The sequence below is a fragment of the Streptomyces sp. NPDC054866 genome, from assembly GCF_053610745.1.
On sequence record NZ_JBSGZA010000008.1, the window covers coordinates 298,667 to 321,288 of the forward strand.

Consider the following 22,622-nt stretch of genomic DNA (forward strand, 5'->3'; position numbering starts at 1 on the left):
GGTGCCCGCACGGGGGCGGCCCGGTCGTGTCTCACCTCTCACCGCCCTCGTCCGGTGCGGGTCGGCGGGTTGATTCTGCCGTTACCGGGCGGGTCGGACTTCCTCTTCACGGCCGCGGACGCCGTGCTCCGTCCTGGCAGGGGGTGGGTTGTAGTGCCCAGTTCGGAGATGGTGGGCAGCGTTGAGTGGCGTTCAGCATCCACCAGACTCTGGCCGCGATCTGTGATGACGAGGAGCGTTGGGACTGCCGCTCTTGGTGATGTTCACCCCGGCCGACATGCATGACAGCCTCGTCGCCCGCGAAACTCTCTTCCGGCTCCGCCTGGTGCATCCCGAAATCGCCATCGTCTGGGCCGACTTGGCTTACGAGGGTACCCTCGTCGCCTGGGCCAAGTCCTTCCCGCACCTGACGATCAAGACCGTGAGTAGCCCAAGGACGCGAAGGGCTTCGTGATCCTCCCGAGGTGTTGGGCGGTAGAGAGGAGTCTGGCGTGGTTGCTGCACGCACGCCGCAATGTCCGTGACTACGAGATCCGGCCCGAGTACTCCGAAGCGGTGCCCACCCTCGCTTCAATCACGCTGATGACTTGTCGGCTCACCCGGCCCGCTGCCCGGCCCAACGCGGCTCTTCTGCGATCCGCTGAGACCGTCCAAGCGAGGTATCGCCGTCGAACGCCAGCTCCTCTTCTGGAAAACGGTTCTGTGACGTGACTCTGGAGAGGGCGACCAGTGGTACCTGCGACGCTGTCGGTGCCAGTCGAATTCCGGCTACCGGAGGGCTGGCACCCCGCAAATCTGGACCAGGTCGAGACGCCCGGCGTGGCCTTCGCCGCGTTGAACCCGGAGCCGGATGACGGGTTCGCGGCCAACATCACCATCGACGGTGAGTATCGGCCGGACGAGGCGACGCTGACGAGATCGCTGAGGAGTCGGTGCTCCGGATGCGCGAACTTGATGGTCGCTGGTCGTCCGTCATCGCAAGGAAGTCGGTTCCGTCGAAGCTCCAGCTCTGACACAGGCCATTCGCTTCGCGACCGTCACGGGCGGCGTACGCCGCGATCTCGTACAGATGCACGTCTACCTGGTGACGCTCGACGTCCATGACGCCAGTAAGCAGGCGGTGGTCCGTCTGGCCCTGACCGCCGCCGCGAACCAGATCGACAGTATCCTGGGCGACTTCCAAGATTCTGTGAGTACCGTCTGCCTTGACAGTAGATCGACGTAAGGACACTGCTACATCGTGAACAGTGATAACGAGATAGAAGAAGCAGCAGAGTTGTACGCCCGGGTCGAAGCCGTCACAGCGGGCACGGAGTACCAGTTGAACCGGACGGAGCGGGGATTTGAGCTGACCGTCGACGTTCGCGAGCCATACGGGCGAGGGCGTCGGTCTACGCAACTGTGGACGTACGATGTCGCGTTGAATTCGGAAACCATGACGTTCACGATCGACGATGTCGTTCGCACTGAGCGCCGGGGGCTCGACGGGCGGGTACTGATGAGTGAGACCGAAGCGGGCCGCAAAGTGACCCGTATCTCGAGTCGTTCTCTGGACGGCTCAGCTCAGTACGCCTTCTCCTCCGCCGATGGCCACCGTCTGATCAGGGATGCCGCAGAGGGATCGGGCTGGGAGGAACTGCTGCCCGCTTCCGTGTACTCGGCCCGGGGATCTGCCATCTTGGGCGTAGCCATTGCGCTCGCCATGGTCGCCGGAATCGCGATAGCGTTCGTGACTGGTGCTCTATGAAGGCCCCGTGATCAAATCGATCCCGTAACGCGTGCTTTGTGACAGCTTGAACTGACTTTCGTTGAAGCGTTCCGCTACTTTGGCTTCTCGTCAACCTTCATATCGATTTCAACTGCCTCTTCACTGTTTTCGTGGTCGGCCGAGACCGTGAGCCCGTACTGGATACCATCAGGAGCTGTGAGCGTACACCTGGTGTTTTCCCCTCTTCCGACTCCAGTTTGCTGGGGCAGCCGACGCTTTTCGGCGCCTGGCCAACCTGTTCTGCCAGCGAACTCGCGACCTGCTTTTCCAGTCTTCGGTTCCCACCGAGTCGGAAGATGACTTGGACGTGAAACTACAGGCGGTAAGTGCTAGAGCGCCGATTGCTGCCAGCGCCGCGATGCCTGCCCTTCTCCTCCTCATCATCGTGGCCATCGCTCCAGGGATCATCGGAGCAGTGGTCGCAGGAAGCACGGAAAACGAACGCCGCGCCAGCCAGCGGCCGGTTGCCGAGCGGGCCTGTGCGGCCGTCGCCCGGATCCCGAACTGTTCGGCGTTCTCGCGGACTTCTTCATCCGGAGCGTGGTCTCCCCTGGCCAGTGGACCCAGTGGACCCAGTGGATCCAGTGGACCCAGTGGCCCGGCGGCAGACGCAGCCCTGCCGATCACCACCACGTCTGATGAGCCTCTGGCTTCCGGTCACCTGCTGGCTGAGTCCGATCGCTGAGCCTGCCATCGTCCCCACCACGTCTCCGCTCAGCATGTAGACGCTCACGCGACTCCCCAGCCAGGAGTTCACGATCTTCCCGGGGGGAATCACGGAGTCCGCAGCGCTGGCGCCGTCCTGTGGGATTGCCGCCGGTGCCTGCCCCTGCCGGCGAGCTCGGTTGAGTGCGCTGGTAGAAACCCGTCATGACCTATCGATTCACCGCCCGCACAGTCACAACAGAGATCGATCCTGACGGTTACTTCACGGAAGCCGCTCTCGCCGAGGGTGAAGACGGAAGCGGCTTCATCTTGATGTTCATGGCCGGAGAGGAAAACCCAGACGATCAAGAGGTCGCTCTGGGGATGGACACACACTGCCTGGTCACGGCTGGGCAGGGGACTGCGTACGGCTGTGTACGCGAGGCCGTTTTGACGGGCAACGTCCTCCAAATCTCGCTCAACCCTGAAGCACTGGAGGGCCTGCGGTTGAGCGACAGCAGGATCGAGGCAGTCATCGAGGCACCTACCAAGGACATCGCCCTGTTCCGCGAAGTCCTCGCCCGGGTGCTCGCCTATGGGCGCGCGAACGCTGTGCCTACTCGTCTGGCTGTCTGAGCCGCATCGCGGCTCGTTGTCCCGCCATGGGGGAGTTAGGTGGAGGCGGAGGTGTGCCCTGAAGTTCGAAGACGCTCAGGAGAGTCTGGGCAGCGTGGTGTCGCTTCCCCTCGACACGGAGGCGTGAAGCGGTGAGTCGAACAGGGACACCGAAGTCGCGATCAACGGTGCCCTTTCCTCCGGGGTCTCCGCGGACGCCCCGCCCTCGATGGCGCAGAGAACTAGCGCCCTCACTGGAGGAATGGGGCTGCGAACCGGGAGCCGAGAGCGGTCGGGGCAACCGTCGCGATGCTCCGCGGTGGCACCTGCCAACCCCGACCAGCGAGAGCCGTCTAGGACAAACGACCAGGTGAAAAGTGGGCAGTCACGTCATGGTTGGCGATCCGCCCTGCCAACGCCCTCGGGCTCACGCCATGAACGTTGTCCCCGTCAGGATCGGCACCAGCATCCAGCAGCAGCCGGATCGTCGTGCCCTCGCCCTTCGAACCGAACACCGCCCTCCACAACGGCGTATTGCCATCACGGTCCGCGGCATCAACCGCCGCGCCAGCGGCCAACAAGACCTCGACGGCAGACGGGGACTGAGCCTGAGACGCGAAGTGCAGCGGAGTCCAGCCCGCATCATCGGCTGCCTCCGCGACCGCGCCTCCGGCCAAGAGTGTCCTCAGGCCATCCGTATCCCCATCGGCGGCCGCATAGTGCACCGCCGACCGCCCCAACTGATCTCGATCCATCATGCCGACCATCCTCACCCGGCCTGACGAAACGGATAGAGGGCCCCGCGCTCTCCCCTCCGTACGACACGTGCGGGAAGGGTGAGCAGGCCACCCCCCAGCGGTTCGGCGGCGACCACAACTACGGCTACACCTACGATCGAATGTGAAGTGGGTCCCGGAGCCGGAGGCAGAAGCAGCTCGGCTGGCCAACAAGCTCTGACCCACACATGATCAGCGGTTCTGACAGCTTGCGGATCTGGACCACGTTCACTGTGGCCGGACCGCCAGCAGAGGGAATTCGCAGCACGGGTCGGCGCCCGGCTGGACCGCGAAGGCCACGGCGGGCGAGGTGACCTCCGTGATCCTGGCGAACCCCAAGATCGCGCGGGCCGCGGCCGACGCTCTGGCCCGGGCGAAAGCCTGACCGATCTTTCAGGTCCAAATATGGCTCTGAGGGTTATGTATTGCGGCGCGGGTCAGTCATTGATTTCCCGGTCGAAGTCCCTTGCGCACGCGTCGCGCTCACTCTGTGAGTCGGCGTGCTTGACGCAGTCGTCGAAGTTCTTGTACTCGTCGGAGTTGAGGATCGACGCGCCGATCGCAATGATCACAGCGGATGCGATCAGACCCAGTCCGCCGAGTACCGCGCCGACGATCGACATCTTGCCGTAGGGCGCCCGGCCCCCACGAGCCTTACGAGCACCGATGATGCCGAAGATCACCGCCAGGAGGCCCAACAGGACGCCGCCAATGACGGTCCAGAAGAGCAGGATCGCCAGAATGCCGAGAACAAGCGCGGCGATCGCCATGCTGTTGTTGCTCTGCCTCACATCTGTGCGCGGAGGAGGCTGATCGTAGTCGCCAGGCGTCTGGGGACGGTCATGGAAAGACATGGCATCACACTCATCTCTGTTTCCACGTCGCCGAGTTGTTGTCCGCGTCCGAGTGCCCTGGCTTCTGCCAAAAATGCATGTGCGGCGAGGGCTGCGAAGCCGGTGGCGTCGAATGTCGAGGGAGAGGATGCGGGCGATCTCGGGCTGGGCCGCCTTCGCCGTTCGCCGCCTCCTTCTTCCGCAGGGCTCGTCTGATCAGGAACCGGGTGGAGGCGGCCAGCGAGAACGAGCCCTTGGGGATGAAGGAGACGGCGGACGCGATCAGCTCTGCTGATGCACGGTCAGGACGTAGCCCTCGGGGCCGACGAAGGAAAACATCGGTCCGAACGGGCTGTCCGTGACCGGGGTGAGGATCTCGACTCCGTTCGCGGTGAGCTGCTTGTGGAAGGCCTGGGTGTCAGGGGTGGAGAACCACAGGGCGACACCGAGACCCGGCTTGCCCGAGTCCAGGTCGGTGCCGGGCAGCGGGTCGCGCACCGCCAGGGGGACCGGCCTGGTGTCGAAGACGACCGCGCCGGGGGGTGAGGAGGGAGTGCGGCGCAGGCCGAGGTTCTTCTCGCAGAACGCGGCGGCCGTCTCCAGGTCGCGGACCTGGAGAGCGATGAAGTCGGGGCCGTCGATGCGTACGGACATGGGTATTCCCCCTCGATAGGATGTCAGGACTTTGACATACTCAAAGTTAGATCCCGATCAGGCAGGTGTCAAAGTACTGACATGAAGGATGACATGAATCCGCAGGTTGAGCCGACCCCCACCACCCAGATTGCGGTGCCCCATCCCGCCGAGGATGTACTCGACCACGTGGGCTACCGCCTCAAGCGCGCCCACGCCGCGCTGCGCAGCGCCATGGACCAGGCGCTGCGCGAGCACGGCCTCACCGTGCCGCAGTACGCCTGCCTGGAGGTCCTCGCCGCCCGCCCAGGCCTGTCCAACGCGGAACTCGCCCGGGCCACGTTCGTCACCCGGCAGTCCATGAACGTCGTCCTGCGCGGACTCCAGGACGGGGGCCTGCTCACCCGGCCCGCCACCGTCGAGTCGGGCCGGGCCCGTCCCGCCTCCCTTACCGGCGAAGGGCGGGATCGTCTGACCGCGGCTCAGGAAGCCGTCTATGCCATCGAGGCCCGCATGATCGAGGCGATCCCCGACGAGCGTCTGACCGCACTGCTCGAAGACTTCGACCGGCTAGCTCGAGCGCTCTCGGACTGACCGTCAGCGCACCGATCCCCATCGATCAACCAGCCGTCGACGTCGGCTGGACGGCCGCCGCCGACGAGCCGGGCGGGCTTCGCCCGTGCGCTTCCGTCTATGGCGGGCGACGGAAGTCGTCCCCAACTCCGGGTCGGCCTCGACTGTTTGGTCGATCATGTCCGTGCGGGTGGTGCCGACGATGAGCGTGTTGATGCGCATGTTGTGTGCTGGGGAGCATTGCCTGCCCGTACGCCAGGGCCAGTGCGGTGAGCCGTGGCCAGTGCCGCCCTCCGTGAACCGGTCGGCGTCCGCCCGGAGGGACACGGGAACCGTTCCTCCGGATCCTGCGTGACCTGTTGTCGTGTTGTCGGCTGGTGGTGAGGGGACAGAATGAGCGCGCGGACGATGGTGAGCGTGGCGGTATCGGCCTGTGTGGTGCTGGTGGCGTGTGGGTGCGGTGCGGACAAGGCGGAGAAGGACGTGGACGCGAAGCCTTCGCAGTCGTCCGCGTCCACGCCGGCAAAAGAGCCGTCGGCCACGCGGACAACAGAGCCCTCGGCCACGCCGTCCGGTGCCGCCCGGACCGAGAAGCCGTCGGCCGAGCCCACCGGCGACCAGCCCGCGCCCAGGACGAAGGAAGGCGCGATCAAGCGCTACGAGCAGTACCTGCACGCCCTGGGACGTGAAGACATCGACGAGGTCTGCGAAGTGGCCGGGCCCGCTGCGAAGAAGGCCCAGGATCAAGGGCTCGGCCCGTGCACGTCGACGTACGCCACCGTGTTCCAGATGATCTCGCCCACGCAGAAGAAGGCCCTGAAGACCGCGACGGTTGACCCGCAGCGCATCGCCGTGCGCACGCCCGACAAGATCGAGATGCCGGTCGAAGCGGTCAAGTCCTCCGCCACATTCACCGAGGACGACCTGGGCAGCTACACCCTGGAGTACCTCAAGAACGACTGGTACATCACCGACTGAATCCAGCTGAATGCGACGCCCCGCGCGCGGAACCGAAGCAACCGCTGCAAGCCAAGCGCGATCTCCATGCCCATCCGAACGCCGCGGCTCGCGCTAGCCGGGTCGCCGCGCCGCCGAGGAGAACCAAACCAGAGGCCGCCGCCCGCGCCCTGCAGCCGCCGACGCGGCCGTCCGCGCCCACCTGGCAATCGTGAGCGAGGCGGAGGCGTTGTGCCCCGGGCGGCAACCGACCGGACAGGGCGACGGCCAGGACCCGGCCTCCAGGAGAACCAGGGGAACCAGGGGAACCAGGGGAACCAGGAGACCTGGAAAACCTGGAAGCCGCACCTATTTCCGTCACCTCATGAACCCAACGCTTCACCGCGTGATCGCCAACTCCCATTCCTGTCACGGATATTGACACCCTCCCTTCGGGAGTCTTACGTTCACCGCGCCTGAGAGCGCTCTCAGCAGACCGCCCGGTCAAGACTTCGAGGAGCTGCCTCCCATGCCCACCAACCGCCGCGCCTCCCGCGTCCGGCCACCCCTCAGACGCGCCCTCGCCTGCCTCGCCTCAGCCGCGCTCGCCGCCACCGGCCTGGTCGCCCTCGCCGCCGCGCCCGCCTCCGCCGCCACCGTCCCGGTCGGCTCCGGCAGCTACTCCGACACCCGCCCCGCAGGCACCGTCGGCCCCACCAACAACGTCGGCGGCGCCGTCACCCCCAAGGTCACCGCCGCCGCCAAGGACAAGCCCGTGCCCACCAACGACTGGTGGTCATCGCTCGCCTTCCAGCGCTACCCGGACAACCCGTACTCCACCCCGATGTATGGCCACCCCCTCACCTACCAGGCGGCCTCCGGCGGCCTCGACGTCGGCTACCCGACCTCGGCCGCGATCGTCGGCGACGGCCGTCAGTACGAGTACGCCCACAAGAAGGACCTCACCCTCGGTCTCACCGGCCTCAACTCGCCGGACACCAAAGCCGATTCCTGGTCCGACTGGACCGTCACCCCCTACTGGTCCGACGGCACCCGCGCCCTGCGCACCACCATCGGCCACGGCCTCCCCTTCGTCTACGCGACCGGTTCCGGCGGCGACGCCCGCGTCACCACCGCCAACGCGCCCACCGTCTTCTCCGACCAGGGCAACGTCCTCGGCATCACCGTCGGCGGCCACCACTACGCGCTCTTCGCCCCGTCCGGCACCGACTGGAGCATCTCAGGCTCCACCCTCACCGTGCCCCTGACCTCGGCGAAGAACTACTTCTCCGTCGCCGTCCTGCCCTCGACCGGCGACCTCGCCACGTACAAGAAGTACGCGTACTCCTTCGTCACCGGCTCGAAGGTCTCCTGGTCGTCGACGGCATCCGGCCAGACCAAGGCCACCTACGCCCTGGAGACCACCCCGAAGGAGGGCACCGAGACCGGCACCCTCCAGGCGCTCTACCGCCACCAGTGGCAGGCCACCGACTCCGCGCTGACGAACCTCACCTACGTCTCCCCGCGCGGCACGATGAAGGTCCGCGAGGGCACCTCCTTCTCCACCACCCAGAAGAGGTCCCCGGTCCTGCCGACGCTGCCATCCGTCTCCGCCGTGGACAAGGCCCGCCTGGCCGGCTACCTCAACGATGTCGCGAACGCCTCCGACCCGTTCAACGGCGCCACCGACACCTACTGGACGGGCAAGGCCCTCGGTCGTCTCGCCCAACTGGTCCCGGTCGCCGACCAGATCGGCGAGACCGGCACCCGTGACAAGCTGATCGGCCTGCTCAAGGGCAAGCTCCAGGCGTGGTTCACGGTCGGCGGCGGGAACGAGTTCAGCTACGACAAGGACTGGCGGACGCTGATCGGCTACCCGGCCTCGTACGGTAGCGACGCCGAACTGAACGACCATCACTTCCACTACGGGTACTACATCTACGCCGCCGCCATCGTCGCCCAGTACGACCAGGCCTGGGCCGCCGACTCCGCCTGGGGCGGCATGGTCAAGACACTGATCCGCGACACCGCCAACCCCTCCCGCACCGACTCCGCCTACCCCTTCCTGCGGGGCTTCGACGTCTACGCAGGCCACAGCTGGGCCGCCGGCCACCAGGGCTTCGCCGCCGGCAACAACCAGGAGTCCTCCTCCGAATCCACCCAGCTCAGCGCCGCCCTCGTCCTCTGGGGCTCGGCCACCGGCGACGCCTCGCTCCGCGACCTCGGCTCGTACCTCCTCACCACGGAATCGGAAGCGATCGCCCAGTACTGGTTCGACGCCGACGAGCAGGTCTTCCCGTCCGGCTTCGGCCACGACACGGTCGGCATGGTCTGGGGCAGCGGCGGCGCCTACTCCACCTGGTGGACAGCGAACCCCGAGGAGATCCACGGCATCAACGCCCTGCCCATCACCGCCGGTTCCTCCCTCCACCTGGCCGCCCACCCCGCCGCCATCAAGCGCAACCTCGCCGAGATGGAACGCGAGAACGGCGGACCGGCAGTCGAATGGCGGGACATCCTCTGGGAGTTCCAGTCCCTCGCCGACCCCGCCGCGGCAAAGTCCAAGTGGGATGCGGGCAACGGCTCCTACTCGCCCGAGGCCGGCGAGTCCAAGGCCCACACGTACCACTGGCTCACCACCCTCGACGCCCTCGGCGCCCCCACTCCCTCGGTGACCGGCTCCATCCCCACCTCCGCCGTTTTCACCAAGGGCACCACTCGTACGTACGCCGCCCACAACTACACCTCCTCGGCCGTCACCGTCACCTTCTCCGACGGAGGCAAGCTGAACGTCCCGGCCCGCTCCACGGCCACCGGCAACGGCACCGCCCCCGGGGACCCGGGGGATCCCACCGACCCGCCCACCGGCAACACTTTCCGCCTCGCCACCGGCGGCGCCCTCACCACCTCCACCTCGACCACCGCCGGCTCCGACACGATCGCCTCCGCCGGCGGCGCCAACCACGACGGCAGCCCGAACCAGCCCCTCACCTACGTCGTCAAGAACGTCAACGGCAAGGTGAAGTCCGGCAGTTCGACCGGCTTCCGACTCCAGGTCGACGCGGGAACGACCGTCGCCCTCGGCCAGCAGGCCCGCGTCTCGTACGACCTGACGGGCGACGGGACGTACGACCGCGTGGAGACGTACGCATACTTCGCGAGCGACCCGGTCACCGGCTGGGAGGAGTACACCCAGGCCAAGGGCCTGAAGTCCGCCACCGGCAGCCTTGGTGAACTGAAGGGCGGCAGCGTCCGCCTGGAGGTCTGGAACGCCATCGGCAGCGGCACGGCGAAGCTGAAGACGGGGGCCGCGGACACTGTGGTGGTCATTCCCTACGAGTAGAAATGGGAAGGGGAAGCCGAACCCTTCAGCCTGCCGCCGGACGCGCGAGAGCGACGTGTGTCCGGCGGCTTCACCTGCTGGGCGGGGTCGGGGACGATGAAGCGGCGCACGCCCCACTGATCGTCGTCGCCGCCACCCTCCTGACGCTCTGCGTACGCGACATCCACCGGACCGGGCGTCCCTCATAGGTGCCAAAGCGGTCATGTGAGGCGTCAAGTCCCTTACTGCACATACGAGTTGATGCTCTGCCGCTATCACCGAATGGCATCGGTGCGGACGAGCCCCGCCTTCCCGATACTCGTTGCGACCAAAGGCCGCCAGCAGGCCCCGGTCCCGGGAACCCGGGCATCCCCATGCCTCAATGTTCCCGGCCGCCGGGCCCGCCAGGCCACCGGACATCCGGACATCCGGAAGGGACTCACCCCCATGAACAGACCCCGCACCAGCCTCCTCGCCATCCTCGGCGCCGCTGCTCTCGTCGGCTCGCTCGCCGCCGCCCCCTCGGCGTTCGCAGCACCCGCGCCCGACGCGGTCAAGCCCCTGTCCACTGACACCACGTCCACGAACGCCACGTCCGCGTACGAAGGCTCCGCCGAGGACGAGGCCGCCAACCGCCAGTTCTTCGAGGCCGTCATGAAGTCGGCGCTGAAGAAGCAGGCGGCGCAGCCGGGCATCCAGGTCGTCACCGTCCGGTACCGCACGACCCGGGCGCCGAGCTTCCGCAGCCAGATAGCGCAGAGCACGCAGATCTGGAACTCTTCCGTCAGTAACGTCAAGCTCCAGGAGACCAGCACGGGCGCCGACTTCGAGTACCGCGAGGGCAACGACTCACGCGGCTCGTACGCCTCCACCGACGGGCGCGGCCACGGCTACATCTTCCTGGACTACCGGCAGAACCAGCAGTACAACTCCACGCGGGTGACGTCCCACGAGACGGGGCACGTCCTCGGTCTGCCCGACCACTACTCGGGCCCGTGCAGCGAGCTGATGTCCGGCGGCGGCCCCGGCCCGTCCTGCACCAACGCCTACCCGAACGCGCAGGAGCGCCAGCGGGTCAACAGCCTCTGGGCCAGAGGGGTCGCCACCCTCCAGGACAAGGGTGAGCTGACGAAGGTCCGCTGACCGAGCACGCCACCGCCGGGCGCACTGTCACCTGCTGCCGCAGACAGCGTCCGTGCCAAGCCGGCCGCGTGCGGCCGCTCTCCTCCGACATGGGTATTCATGCTCAGGGGGGAGAGGTTGTGCCGCCGCGGCCGACCAAGGTACGTGGATGGACTGGGGCTTGTCCGGCGGATCATGCCGACGGCGGCCACCGGCGCTGAATTGCAGTATCGACCCGCCTGACAAGGAGCTGGCTGAAGCAGGTTGGGTCGTCGATAAATGCCTCGACATCGGTCGGGTGATCGGGGACGCTGCGCGCGATGACAAGAATCAACGACACGCCGCCCGCATGGGACGAGCGCACCCAGCTCACCACGTTCCTCGACTACGCACGTGACACCGCCCGCGCCAAATGCGAAGGCCTCTCCGCGGAGAACGCACGCAAGGCGCTCCTGCCGGGTTCACCGCTGATGACCATGAGCGGAGTGATCAACCACCTCCGCTGGGTCGAGTATTACTGGTTCCAAGTGGTCTTCCTCGGCGAGGAAGACCGGGGCCCTTGGACCGACGAGGACCCCGACCGCGAGATGCGCATCGCCGTCGACTTCCCGCTCACGCAGTTGCTCGACGAATACGCCGAACAGAGCACCCGCTACCGGGAACTGGTCGCAGGGAACGCCCTGGACAAGCAGGCCCAGCGAACCATCCGCAACGGCCTCCACGTCGACCTGCGCTGGATCCTGCACCACCTCACCGAGGAGACAGCCCGCCACAACGGCCACCTGGACATCCTGCGCGAGATGCTCGACGGCGCGACCGGCTACTAGATCCGGCGGCGATCACGGGCGGAGCCAGAGCCAGAGCCGGATCGAGGCGACCGCGCCGGTGACGGTGCCGTGGAAGATGCAGCCGCGCTTGCCGACGGGCTCTTGGGGCGCTCGTTCGGCCGGCCCCCGGCGAAATGTGCAAGAGACCGGACAGGAGAGCCTCGCGCCAACTAGTCTTCCGTCTCAACGTGGCGTTGAGATCGGGGGGATCATGTCTGACGCTTCCAGGCCTAAGCAATGTGCTATATGCGGTAATCCGGTGGGGAAGAAGAAGCTCGTCACTATAACGGGCGGCCGGGCGGCGCACCGCGCCTGCCGCCCGCTCACGGGAAGGCAATTTCCTGCCTCTGCTGCTCCACTTGGTCGGCCCCGGAAGCAGAAGCAGATGAGTCGCACCGAACTCCTCAGGCGGATAGCGGAGTTACGGGAGCGTGATGCGAAGAAGAAGCCTCAGGCGGTGAAAGCGAAGCCTAGCTCCCGCCCCCAGGCCAAGGCTTCAACCAAACGCGCCGCCAGCGCCACCACCACGCCCCAGCCGTATTACGGGGTAGAGATGAAGTCCGTTGACGGGCGATGGGTCCAGATGCATCCGGAGTCCGAATAGCGCATCGCCGACGGTGACCCGCAATGCGAGTCGCCCCAGCACCCTCGTCTGTCCGCCCGGAGCCACGGTGTCGAGCTTCACGCGCCAGTTGCAGAGGTAGGCGTCAGGTATCGCTATGAACTGGGGCTTTCTTGATGCCTGCCTACGATTTCCGAGACGCAACACTTCCGACCATCGATATGGCATCGAAGCGGATGTGGAGCCGAAGTGACAGCTCACCTTGGCGCGCGATCGTCCCTGGCAGGCATCCCACATTCCGCCAGCGGTGACGCCGGACGCAGGGATCGAATGCCTTGGCCGGCGAAGATTGCCGTCCAGCAACTGGAAGCGCGGAACCTGTTGCCTGCCGAGCACGTCGGCGACATTTGGGTCCCCGTCCAGGAACAAGTCGCCCGCGAACACGAGATCATCCTGATGGGGCCGGCCCGGCGCAAAGCAACCTGCTCCGTTCCCGCAAGGGAAACGTCTATCGACCGCGACGGCTTCACCATCGACTTCGAGCAGGAAAAGGTCACCCGCCCACAAGGCAAGATCAGCCAGGACTGGGCGGCTCCATCCAGTGGAAAGGTTGACCTCATGATCGGGCGCCCGGCGTAGCGGCCCCGTCCACGTGCCCGTCATCACGCCGTCCACGTACCAGTCATCACGTCGTCCGTCGCTGTTCATGAGAGGACGGGCAACTCCGTTCTCGGGCCTCTTGTCTAACTGGGTGACCAGAAGCACCACTGCACACGTACACCCTGAAGGGTCACTTCCGCATGCGCATTCACCGGACCATTGCAGCCACCGCAACCCTTGCCCTGACTCTCGGCGCGGCCGTCTTAACGACCTCAACCGTCCAGGCAGCCCCGTCTGCCGCTGGGGCCACGGCGTCCGTCGTCGTCGCTGACGGTGAGCTCTGGTACAAGGCGGCACCCGGTCAGCAGAACCAGGTGACGGTCGACGAAGAGATCGACCACTGTGGCGAGCACGACTCCTACTACGTACTCACCTTCCACGACCGGTATGACATCGCCATCTCCGCCGAGGCGGCGGAGTGGGACGAGTGCGTGTACCCCGAGGAGGGCGACCGCACAGCTGTACGGTGCGCGGTCAAGATCCCGGAGAACTCGGACGACTCCGACAGCTACGACATCGATCTTGGCGACGAGAACGACACCGCGACCCTCGCGCCCGACAGCCGGGCCTGGGCAGGGATCTACGGTGGCAAAGGCAACGATGTCATCGTGGCGTCGGAGTCCGCGCTCCTGCACGGCGGTGAGGGCGACGACCGACTTGACGGCGGCGGCCCGTTCGGCTTCGGCCCGTGGGGCGATGCCGGGAACGACACCCTCACCCGCTGCAGCATGGACTGCTTCGGCGGCCCCGGCAACGACTCCCTGACCGGCACCGGCGAGGAAAACAACCTGCACGGCGAGGACGGCAGCGACATCCTGCGCGGTCAGGGCGGCGCCGATGTCCTCTACGGCGGCAAGGGCAACGACAAGCTGTACGGCGAGGCGGGTAACGACACGCTGTGGGGCAACAGTGGCGACGACGTCCTGTGGGGCGGCACAGGCACCGACAAGCTCTCCGGCGGCCCGGGCCGCAACGAACTCCACCAGGACTGACAATCCTGCGGACCGGGGGTGCGGAACGCCACGCAATTGCTGTCAGGGCTGTCAGGATGGGCGAAGTCCAGTGCGGAGCACCGCCGTTGGCGCATCGTCGTTGCTGGGAGTGTGGCTGCGGAGGGGACCGTGTTCCCGGGCCTCACCTATAGCCCATGGGGACGATCGTTCGGCTGAAGCCCCTCCGCATGTCACCCCCTTGAGCCCCGGCTGGTCTCCCCGTCCAGTCGGGGCTGCTTGTGCATCTACGGCACCTCAGCGAGGTGGACCTGACCGGCTCGGCCGGTTGGGAGTCGGGGGAGGGGAGGCGCCGTATGCCGAAGTGCTGCACGGCGTCCTCTCAACCGGCCCACCAGCGCGGCCGGTCAGCCTGCGTCGGCACCGGCTCCACCGACGGCGGCGTACGGGCCCGCGCATTGGGACGCCCGAGGATCTCCGTCCCGATAGGCCCGCCGGATGACCAACCCCGTGATCGACGGGAAGCGGGCTGACTCGGCTCGTCGCCACGAACGCGCCTTGTCGGCCTGCAGCATCGGGTAGTTGCCGCAGAAGGTGGGCTGCACCGGCTGCCGGTCCAGCAGCAGAGCGTTGGACAGGAGCACTCCGCACGGATGCATGGCGTAGCCGCGCACCAGGGCGTCCAGGCCCTCGGCGAGCTCGAACAGCGGCCTGCACCCCTCCTGTCGCGCGGGCAGCTCGCGCAGCTCGGCAAGCGCGGAGTGGATGTCACAGGCTGGGAATGGGTAAGGCCACGTATCGACACCGATCGGAGACTCATGCCGTACGACGAAGAAGAGGACAGCCCTGCCGCGCTCCTGCCCCTGTTGCGGACCTGCGTCGACCGGTTGCTCTCGACCGCGGCCGCGCTGTCGGACGAGGAGGTACGGGCGCCTTCCCTGCTGCCCGGCTGGAGCCGCGCCCACGTCCTGACGCACCTCGCCCGCAGCGCTGACTCGCGCACCCGGCTGCTCACCTCCGCCCGTACGGGCGCCGACCTGCCGCAGTACGCCAACGACGATCAGCGGGAGCGGGAGATCGAGGAGGGCGCCGGACGGCCCGCCGACGCCCTCGTCAACGACATGGACACCGCGTTGCGCCGTTTCCTCTCCGCGGCCGATGACCACCCGCACAACGCCTGGGACGTTCCGGTGCGCTGGCTCGGGGCCGGTCTGCGGCCCGTGCGCGGTGCCGTCGGCAGCATGCTGCGCGAGGTGGAGGTGCACCACACCGACCTGGCCACCGGCCACCGCCCGGCCCACTGGCCCGCCTTCTTCACGGCTCGCGAACTGGCGACGACCACCGCGAAACTGGCCACCAACCCCAACTCCCCGCCCATGACGCTGTGCGCCGACGAGGACCAAGTGCTACGGGTGATCGGCGACGGTCCGGGGCCGCGTGTGAACGGCCCGGCGGCGGAGCTCCTGGGCTGGCTCACCGGGCGGACCGACGGGCACACGCTGACCGTCGAGCCGCAAGGGCCCCTGCCGCCCCTGCCGGCCTGGCGGAGCTAACCGTCGTAATCGATGGGGCGTAGCTCCTCTGGAGGGATGCGCGAAAGCGACAGGTGTATGCCCTTAGGGTTTGCGCAAGTTCAGTGATCGGCCCGGAGGTGTCGTTCCTTGCAGATGAAGTTGCGCGCGATAACGCTCGATTGCCCTGATCCGCTGGCTCTGTCGGCGTTCTCTCAGCAGGCCACCGGCCTTGAACCGCACCCGAAGTCAGACTCCGAGTTCGCCGGGCTGAACGGCGAGGATGGGCTCCTCCTCGGCTTCCAGCGGGTCGACGACTACCGGCCTCCGATTTGGCCTGGCCAGACCATTCCCCAGCAGCTTCACATCTGCTTCAAGGTGGCCGACGACCTGGACGAGGCAGAACTCCGGCTGCTGGAATTGGGCGCAGGCAAGCCGGATCACCAGCCTCATGATGCAGCCAGGGCACGGGTTCTTACCGATCCAGCTGGGCGTCCCTTCTGCCTGGTGAGCGAGTAGGGACGCCGATCGCCGATGGTGAGCGTTCATGTCCATGCCTGAGCACCGTGGGTGCGGAGTGGTCGAATGGGCCTTGCCGATGCTGATCACCGTGCGGAGTTTGAGGACGGCTTCGGCTCCCGTGAGTCCCAGCGGGCGCCGGTGGTGTCGAGTTGGTCGCGGATCAGGTGCTGGCGCGTGTCCGGCGCCGACTGCGCTCCCGTGCTGAGGTCCTTCGGGAGGTCTCAGCAGCCTCGTTGTCCCAGGCTCGTGAGCTGGTCGGGGAACTGAGCCACGATGGCCTGGTGGGGACATTGCCGGAGATGGAGTTCCTGAAAGCCCGGCTGCGTCTGCGCGGGATACATGCCGCCCTCGATCGGTAGCAGGAGCGTGGACGAATAATGGGCTGGTCTCGGGGCACAGGATGCGTCGCATACCCCTGCAAGTAGTGGCTTTGAGGGAGATCCCTGATGCTGATGGCAAATCCGGTCGTGCTGAAGAACCTGCTTGAGCAGTACGAGACGCTGAGCGCGCTGAACGCCGAGAAGGGCAGCAAGGAAGCGCGTCAGCGGATGGAGGACGTCGCTTACACGCTCTGCGTGTCGACGGGCACCCGCGACATCACCGCCGCCCTCGTCGCCGCCCGGCACCAGCTTTCCGCAACGCGCACCGAAGGCGACTCCGTACTCGCTTCCTGACAGGTGACGTGCGCCGCGAGCAGGCCCGCCGCTGAGTCCCCGCGCGGGCGCGCAGGGGGGGGGCGCTACCGCGACTTCGCGTTCCCCTCGCCCGTCAGGAGCGGGCGCGTGGGGCCCCACTGGCGCAGTGCGGCGTAGCCGACGCCGATCGCCGCGGCTGTCGGGCCGCCCACCGCGCCGATGGCGGCCAGGCCGCCGAGGCCGAGGTAGACGGGCAGGCCGTCACGGGAGGGCAGCGCGCGGCGCGCGGCGGCCAGTGGAGTGGCGGTGGCGTCTACGACGCCGCGGGCCATGCGCTCGACCGGGATGGACAGCGTGTATTCGTCCTGCGAGCCGGCGCTTCGTGTGCGGGCCGTGGCCTTGCCGGCGGAAGACTTGGACTTCGCGGCAGTCTTGGTGGCCGTTTTCGTCGACTTGGAGGCCGTCTTCGTTTTAGAGCGGGATGCCGTCTTCTTTGCCGCTGGGCGGGACGAGGCCTTCTTCGTCGAGCGGGAGGCCGTCGCCTTCTTGGCCGGGGTCTTCTTTTGCGCTGTAGCCATGGGACATCGCTCCTTCTGATCGCGACAGATGTCCATCTTGAGATGGATCGGCCTGCCCCGCACTTCCTGCACGTTCGCGTCGTCACGCTGCGTAGCGCGCGTGATGGGGTTATGCGGGGCTATGGCGCGGGAGGATGCCGAAAGGAGCGCCGCCGCTGGCCGAACAGGTGTGCTTTCAGCGCTCTCTCGAAGCCTCCGTATCTCCCGTATCCCTCGTATACCTCGAATCTCCCGCATCCCCCGGCTTCGAGCTCTCCGACCTCTCCGAGCTCTCCTCGTCCGTTCGCCCTGCCCAGTGAGTGCCCGCCGTCATCGCGACCGCCGTCGCGGCCGCGCAGGAGCCCACGGCCACAGCCCAGGAGCCGACTCGCAAAGGGCGGCAGCCGAAGAAGCGGCTGATCGTCGGCGTCTGTACGCCGGCCAGCAGAGCCAGTCCCGAAACTCCGCTGGTCAGGGTGACCAGTCGGCTGTGGCGGCCCATCATCAGGGTCTGCCCCAGCTGGGTGCCGATGAGAGCTACCAGGCCCATCGTGCTGGCCTCGTGCACGCGCCCCGTGGCTTTGCCCGCGCCCCAAGCGAGGGTCGCGCCCAACGTGGTGGCCCCGCTGCGTACGGCGAGGGTGTGAGCCAGGGACGAGCCCCAGACCGTGGTGACGGGGCCGGAGCTGAGCGGGTCCTGGGTGCGCTCGTCCTCGATGGGCTCATCCTGGTCCGGCTGATCCGGCGCTGAGGCCTGTGCCTCGCTGTCGGTGGCATGCCCGACCTGGTCGCCGGGAGGGGGCGTTGACGGTGCGAGGGCGACCGCTAGGGCCGGCAGCATGTCGGTGAGCATGTTGACCAGGAGCAGTTGGCGGGTGGACAGCGGCGAGCGGCCGTCGACCGCGGTGCCCAGGATGGTGAAGGCGACTTCGCCTGCGTTGCCGCCCACCAGGATGGACACCGAGTCGCGCACCCGGCCCCACAGGGCCCGGCCCTCGCTCATGGCGGTGGCGATGCGCGAGGGGTCGGCCTGGGTGAGCACCAGATCGGCCGCTCGGCGAGCGGCGGTGGACCCGCGGCCTGCGATGGCGATGCCGACGTCGGCGAGGCGGATCGCGGGGGCGTCGTTGGTACCGTCGCCCGTCATGGCGACGACGTGGCCGGAGCGCTGCAGGGCCTCGACGATACGGGTTTTGTGTTCCGGTGAGACGCGGGCGAATACGGAGGTCTGCGCGATGCGGCGGTCGCGGTCGCGTTTCGGGAGCGTGTCGAGTTCCGCGCCGGTGAGCACCGACTCCGATGCGGGCAGGCCGAGTTGGGCAGCCAGAGCGGTGGCGGTGACGGGATGGTCACCTGTGATCATCACGGCGCGGGTACCGGCCTCGGTGAGACGGCGAACGGTGTCGGCGGTCGTGCGCCGCGGGGCGTCTGCGAAGGCGAGGAATCCGATCAGGGTGAGGTCGTCAGTGAGTGCCGCGAGGTCGTCCCCGTCGTGTGTGCGATCGACGGACGGCACTCTTTCGGCGACGGCGAGGACGCGCAGGCCGGCCGCGGCCAGGCGCCGCACCGTGCGTTGCGCGCGCCGGCGCCGTGCGGCAGTGAGGGCAACGGTCTTCCGGCCCGCCTTCCATACCGTCGCGCAGCGTGCCAGGACGACTTCCGGGGCTCCTTTGACCTCTAGGTGCAGCTGACTGTCGTTGGTGCCCAGGGCTGCCGCGTAGCCGCGGTTGGTCTCGAAGGGCAGCTCCCGGATCAGCTGCCAGGCGGTGTCGGGCTCGGAGTGGTCGTGCACCGCCTCGATGACGGCCCGGTCGGTCGCATGAGGCACGGCCTGGGGTGTGTCGGGGTCGGCCTGCGGGCAGGCCCGGCCGCTGACGCGCAGCAGGCGACGGGCGTGGGCGGTGTCGAAGGCGACCTCGCCGCCGTAGTCCGCGAGGCGCGTCACCGACAGGCGGCCCGCGGTGAGCGTTCCCGTCTTGTCGAAGGCGACCGTGTCGACGCGCCCCAGGGCCTCCAGAGCGCGGGCGGAGCGGACCAGGACTTCCTGACTGCCGAGCCGGCGCGCGGCGGAGAGCTGGGCCGCCGTGGCAACAAGAGGCAGGCCCTCGGGGACCGCGGCGACCGCGATGGACACGCCGGAGCCGAGCGCCTGGCGCAGCGGCGTGCCGCGCAGCAGGGCAAGCCCGGTGACCACCGCTCCCGCGGCGGCCGTCGCCGGCAGGGTGATGCGGGTGAGGTCGGCGAGGCGGGCCTGCACGCCGGTCGCGGGGGCGGCCCGCCCGCTCACCGCGGAAGCCCGGCCGGCTTCGGTGCTCGCGCCGACCGCGGTGACGACGGCGCATCCGTGCCCGGCGACCACGGTGGTGCCCTCGTAGACCATGCATGAGCGGTCGGCCAGTGCGGCCCCAGGGGTAGGGGCAGGATCCTTGTCGACCGGCAGCGGTTCGCCGGTCAGGCTGGACTCGTCGACTTCGAGTTCGGTGGCGCTCAGCAGCCGCGCATCGGCCGGTACGACATCGGAGGGGCCCAGCAGCATGACGTCGCCCACGGCGAGGCGGTCGGCGGTGACGGTCTCGAAGGGCTCCCCGGCGAGGGCCATCGCCCAGCCGCGGTCGCGTGGGATGGTCGTCAGGCGGGCGCGGCGGACGGTGACGCGCTCGACGTCGAGCAGTTCATTCAGGGCCTGTTCGGCCTTCATTCGCTGCGAGCCGCTGACCAGGGCGCTGCCCAGCATCACGCCGCCCACGAGGAGCGCGTCGACGCGAGAGCCGACCACGGCGGACGCGGCCGCGCCGAAGGCGAGGACCGGGGTCAGGGGATCACGCAGTTCCTCGGCCACCGCGCGGGTGAGGGCGACGGCTTTCGGCGGCAGCAGGCGGGAGAGCGATTCGGCCCTCGTCCTGGGGTGTGCGGCGCCGGTCTTGCCGTCGGCGGTGGGGTGCGAGGCGGCGTACTCGCGGACCCTGAGGAAGGTCGCGCGGGCGGTGAGGCTGTGCCAACTGCCGCGCAACGCGGGCTTCGGGGAGGGCAGGGTGCCCACTCTGCGAGCGCTGACGACGCCTCCGAGCAGGGCGAAGGCGGCTGAGCTGTGCATCGGTGAGAGCTTGCGGCGCTGGTGCTGGGGGCTGGCGTCCACCAGGGTCAGCAGGGCGCCCATGGCTGCGCCGCCCATGGCGGTCTTGGCCGAGCGGCGGCTTACGCGACCGGCGGGGCCCAAGGTGCGCAGGAGCAGCCAGGCGGAGTCCAGTTCGTACGCGCAGATGAGGTCGGCCGACCAACTGGCCCCGTGGGAACCGTGCAGCACGGACACCCCGACATCGGCCAGTGCCAGGGCGGTGTCCTGACCGGCCGCGATCACCATGACGACGCGGCCCTCCGTCTGCAGCCGCCGGACGTGATCGGACAGATCGCCGGGCGGCAGCACCTCGTCGACGAGGGGCAGCAGCTCGCCGATGCCGGCGTGCTCGGTGACGACCACGCGGTCGACGTTGGACCGGGCCGCCTCGAGTACGGCCTCCGCCAGCGGATCGAGGCCACAGCCGATGGTGACCGTGCCGCAGTGACGGTCCTGGCTGTCGCGCAGGCGGAAGGCCACTGTCCCGGAGCCGTCCAGGAGAGGGCGCGCGTGCGGGTCCTCGCGCTCCAGGGTCCAGCCCCGTCTGCTCCACCGACGCTGCTCCTGAAGTGTGGTCACATCCTTGGCACCGAGCACTGCTTGGGCGGTCTGCCATACCTCGGTGTCATCCAAGTCCGTCCGCGTCGCCTGAGCCGACAGCAGGACGGGGCGGCTGCCGCACAGCACGACGGAGTCGATGATGACCGTGTCGACCCGGTCGAGTCGGCGCAGCACGGCGGCGTTCATCGGGAGAACCCCGCGCCGGGCCAGCCGCCAGTCCAGGACAGCGGCGTACCCTTCCCGACCCAGCCAGGCGGCCGGCGGCGCGGTCGTCATCAGCAGCTCGGTGGCCCGGAACGGACTGCGGGTGCCCAGGAGCAGTGCCCCTGCCCCGGCCATGGAGCCGAGCGCGGCGCGGTCGGTGACTGTTTCGACGGGGCCGGGCGGCAGCGGCTCGGGCCGTGCGGGGCGTTTCACGCACTCGTGCGGTAGTACCGACTGGATGGAGTGCAGATCCGTTTCGTGTCGGGCCCAGGCGGCCCGGCGAGCGTGGGCCTCGACGATCTGAGCGCTGCGCCGCAGGACGTCGACGGCGATGGGTGCGGCGTTGTGGGTGAGGGTGTGGGCCGTGGTGATGGCCAGTGACAGCAGCAGATCGCCGCGGATGCGTCCCAGACGTTCCTCCACGATGTGCCGAAGCCGCAGATGTGCTTCGGAGAGCACCAAGCACTCGCGGACTCCGTAGGGCAGGAGGGGCGGCACACGTACGAGGCGTCCCGCGGCGGAGATGCCGAGCCCGACCAGGCCGGCGCTGAGGGCGACATACGCGGCTGTTTGTTCGATGTTGTCGGCGGGGTGCTCCTGCGGCGCGGCCGGGAACGCCTCGTCGGCCACACCGTGCGCGGCTTCCACGCTTTCGATGACCTCTTCGATGAGGCCGACGTCGACCCGGTTCTCGTTGAAGATCACCAGGAGCCGACGCGTTTCCGCGTTGGCCTCGGCCCAGTAGACGCCGTCGGTCTCCATCAGCGCCACGATCGCGGCCTTGGCGATGGTGCGATGTGCGGTGCCCCGTCCGGTCAGGCCGCGCATCTGCAGATGGGCGTGGCCGTCGTGCGACCAGACCTGACGGGCGATGTGGACGTCACCCGAGTCGGCCAGTTCCGTGGCGATGGACTTGAGGTGATGCGGTGCGTCCGCCAGCAGCGAGCCGAGCCGTTGGGGCGACGCCGCCGCCAGCAGCCGTACGGCGGCTCCGCCGAACTCGGCCACTGCGGCACCACCGCGCGGCACCGCCTGCACAGCCGCCCTGAGGCTGCCGTGCAGCGTATGGCCCACGCCCGCGACGGAGGCCGGCGGCAGACGCACCGAAAGGCGGCGGGGGAGCCGCATTCGAGCCACGGGTGGACCTCTCAGATCTGGCGTGAGCCGGGTGCGGGGCGGGCAGGGGCCGGGAAGACGTAGGGGGATAGGCAACGATCAATAGGCTCAGCTTGCTCTGGGCGGCCGGGCAGCAGATCGTCGGGTTCCGCCGAACAGCCGTGGACTGACACGCATAC

At 68.1% G+C, this 22,622-nt stretch carries 18 protein-coding genes and 2 pseudogenes; 13 read left to right on the plus strand and 7 right to left on the minus strand.

The annotated features are described in order from the left end of the window. Positions 1-241: 241 nt before the first annotated feature. Positions 242-603, plus strand: a pseudogene (locus tag ACWGI2_RS34465) (transposase); the annotation flags it as partial. Between the two features lie 268 nt (positions 604-871). Here ACWGI2_RS34465 and ACWGI2_RS34470 read toward each other — a convergent pair. Then, positions 872-1,183, minus strand: coding sequence for a hypothetical protein (locus ACWGI2_RS34470; protein ID WP_453699746.1), 312 nt, complete (start codon positions 1,181-1,183; stop codon positions 872-874). 57 nt (positions 1,184-1,240) lie between these two features. Here ACWGI2_RS34470 and ACWGI2_RS34475 point away from each other — a divergent pair, with 57 nt between their 5' ends. Then, positions 1,241-1,747 (plus strand): hypothetical protein, encoded by a 507-nt coding sequence (locus ACWGI2_RS34475; protein ID WP_453699748.1) that lies wholly within the window; start codon positions 1,241-1,243, stop codon positions 1,745-1,747. 891 nt (positions 1,748-2,638) lie between these two features. Continuing rightward, the gene (locus ACWGI2_RS34480; RefSeq protein ID WP_453398351.1) at positions 2,639-3,049 is read left to right on the plus strand and encodes an Imm10 family immunity protein; all 411 of its coding nucleotides are present in this window, start codon (positions 2,639-2,641) and stop codon (positions 3,047-3,049) included. Between the two features lie 332 nt (positions 3,050-3,381). Here the strand turns inward: ACWGI2_RS34480 and ACWGI2_RS34485 are convergent, their stop codons facing one another. The 3 genes from ACWGI2_RS34485 to ACWGI2_RS34495 all read right to left on the minus strand — a co-directional run bounded on the left by ACWGI2_RS34485 (position 3,382) and on the right by ACWGI2_RS34495 (position 5,291). Next, positions 3,382-3,786, minus strand: coding sequence for an ankyrin repeat domain-containing protein (locus tag ACWGI2_RS34485; RefSeq protein WP_453699749.1), 405 nt, complete (start codon positions 3,784-3,786; stop codon positions 3,382-3,384). 455 nt (positions 3,787-4,241) lie between these two features. Continuing rightward, positions 4,242-4,574 carry a DUF4190 domain-containing protein gene (locus ACWGI2_RS34490; protein ID WP_453699751.1) on the minus strand — a complete coding sequence of 111 codons (333 nt, stop codon included), beginning with the start codon at positions 4,572-4,574 and terminating at the stop codon, positions 4,242-4,244. Positions 4,575-4,919: 345 nt separating this feature from the next. Further along, on the minus strand, positions 4,920-5,291 hold the full coding sequence (locus ACWGI2_RS34495; RefSeq protein ID WP_453699753.1) for a VOC family protein: 372 nt from the start codon (positions 5,289-5,291) through the stop codon (positions 4,920-4,922). 81 nt (positions 5,292-5,372) lie between these two features. On the opposite strand from ACWGI2_RS34495, the gene ACWGI2_RS34500 reads away from it, so the two are divergent. From ACWGI2_RS34500 to ACWGI2_RS34530, 7 genes are all read left to right on the plus strand, one after another. Continuing rightward, positions 5,373-5,864, plus strand: a complete 492-nt coding sequence (locus tag ACWGI2_RS34500; protein ID WP_453699755.1) for a MarR family winged helix-turn-helix transcriptional regulator — start codon at positions 5,373-5,375, stop codon at positions 5,862-5,864. Positions 5,865-6,236: 372 nt separating this feature from the next. Further along, the gene (locus ACWGI2_RS34505; RefSeq protein ID WP_453699756.1) at positions 6,237-6,821 is read left to right on the plus strand and encodes a hypothetical protein; all 585 of its coding nucleotides are present in this window, start codon (positions 6,237-6,239) and stop codon (positions 6,819-6,821) included. A gap of 487 nt (positions 6,822-7,308) precedes the next feature. Then, a complete protein-coding gene (locus ACWGI2_RS34510) occupies positions 7,309-10,122 on the plus strand; it encodes a glycosyl hydrolase (RefSeq protein WP_453699758.1) in 2,814 nt (937 codons plus the stop codon). 426 nt (positions 10,123-10,548) lie between these two features. After that, positions 10,549-11,244, plus strand: a complete 696-nt coding sequence (gene snpA / locus ACWGI2_RS34515) for a snapalysin (RefSeq protein WP_453699760.1) — start codon at positions 10,549-10,551, stop codon at positions 11,242-11,244. A 299-nt stretch (positions 11,245-11,543) separates the two neighbouring features. Continuing rightward, positions 11,544-12,050 (plus strand): DinB family protein, encoded by a 507-nt coding sequence (locus tag ACWGI2_RS34520; RefSeq protein WP_453398342.1) that lies wholly within the window; start codon positions 11,544-11,546, stop codon positions 12,048-12,050. 811 nt (positions 12,051-12,861) lie between these two features. Beyond that, positions 12,862-13,251, plus strand: coding sequence for a hypothetical protein (locus tag ACWGI2_RS34525; RefSeq protein WP_453699762.1), 390 nt, complete (start codon positions 12,862-12,864; stop codon positions 13,249-13,251). Positions 13,252-13,412: 161 nt separating this feature from the next. Next, the gene (locus ACWGI2_RS34530; protein ID WP_453699764.1) at positions 13,413-14,264 is read left to right on the plus strand and encodes a calcium-binding protein; all 852 of its coding nucleotides are present in this window, start codon (positions 13,413-13,415) and stop codon (positions 14,262-14,264) included. Between the two features lie 515 nt (positions 14,265-14,779). On the opposite strand, the pseudogene ACWGI2_RS34535 reads toward ACWGI2_RS34530, so the two are convergent. Then, positions 14,780-15,034, minus strand: a pseudogene (locus ACWGI2_RS34535) (hypothetical protein); the annotation flags it as partial. Positions 15,035-15,040: 6 nt separating this feature from the next. Between ACWGI2_RS34535 and ACWGI2_RS34540 the strand changes: the two are divergent. The 3 genes from ACWGI2_RS34540 (at position 15,041) to ACWGI2_RS34550 (ending at position 16,929) form a co-directional block, all read left to right on the plus strand. Further along, the gene (locus ACWGI2_RS34540) at positions 15,041-15,775 is read left to right on the plus strand and encodes a maleylpyruvate isomerase family mycothiol-dependent enzyme (protein ID WP_453699766.1); all 735 of its coding nucleotides are present in this window, start codon (positions 15,041-15,043) and stop codon (positions 15,773-15,775) included. A 114-nt stretch (positions 15,776-15,889) separates the two neighbouring features. Beyond that, positions 15,890-16,252 carry a VOC family protein gene (locus ACWGI2_RS34545; protein ID WP_453699817.1) on the plus strand — a complete coding sequence of 121 codons (363 nt, stop codon included), beginning with the start codon at positions 15,890-15,892 and terminating at the stop codon, positions 16,250-16,252. 449 nt (positions 16,253-16,701) lie between these two features. Beyond that, entirely contained in the window at positions 16,702-16,929 is a 228-nt protein-coding gene (locus ACWGI2_RS34550; protein ID WP_453699767.1) for a DUF5133 domain-containing protein, read from the plus strand. Between the two features lie 65 nt (positions 16,930-16,994). Here ACWGI2_RS34550 and ACWGI2_RS34555 read toward each other — a convergent pair whose 3' ends face one another. Both ACWGI2_RS34555 and ACWGI2_RS34560 read right to left on the minus strand, forming a co-directional pair. Beyond that, positions 16,995-17,468 carry a hypothetical protein gene (locus ACWGI2_RS34555; protein WP_453398338.1) on the minus strand — a complete coding sequence of 158 codons (474 nt, stop codon included), beginning with the start codon at positions 17,466-17,468 and terminating at the stop codon, positions 16,995-16,997. Positions 17,469-17,643: 175 nt separating this feature from the next. Then, on the minus strand, positions 17,644-22,455 hold the full coding sequence (locus ACWGI2_RS34560; protein WP_453699819.1) for a cation-translocating P-type ATPase: 4,812 nt from the start codon (positions 22,453-22,455) through the stop codon (positions 17,644-17,646). Positions 22,456-22,622: the final 167 nt, after the last annotated feature.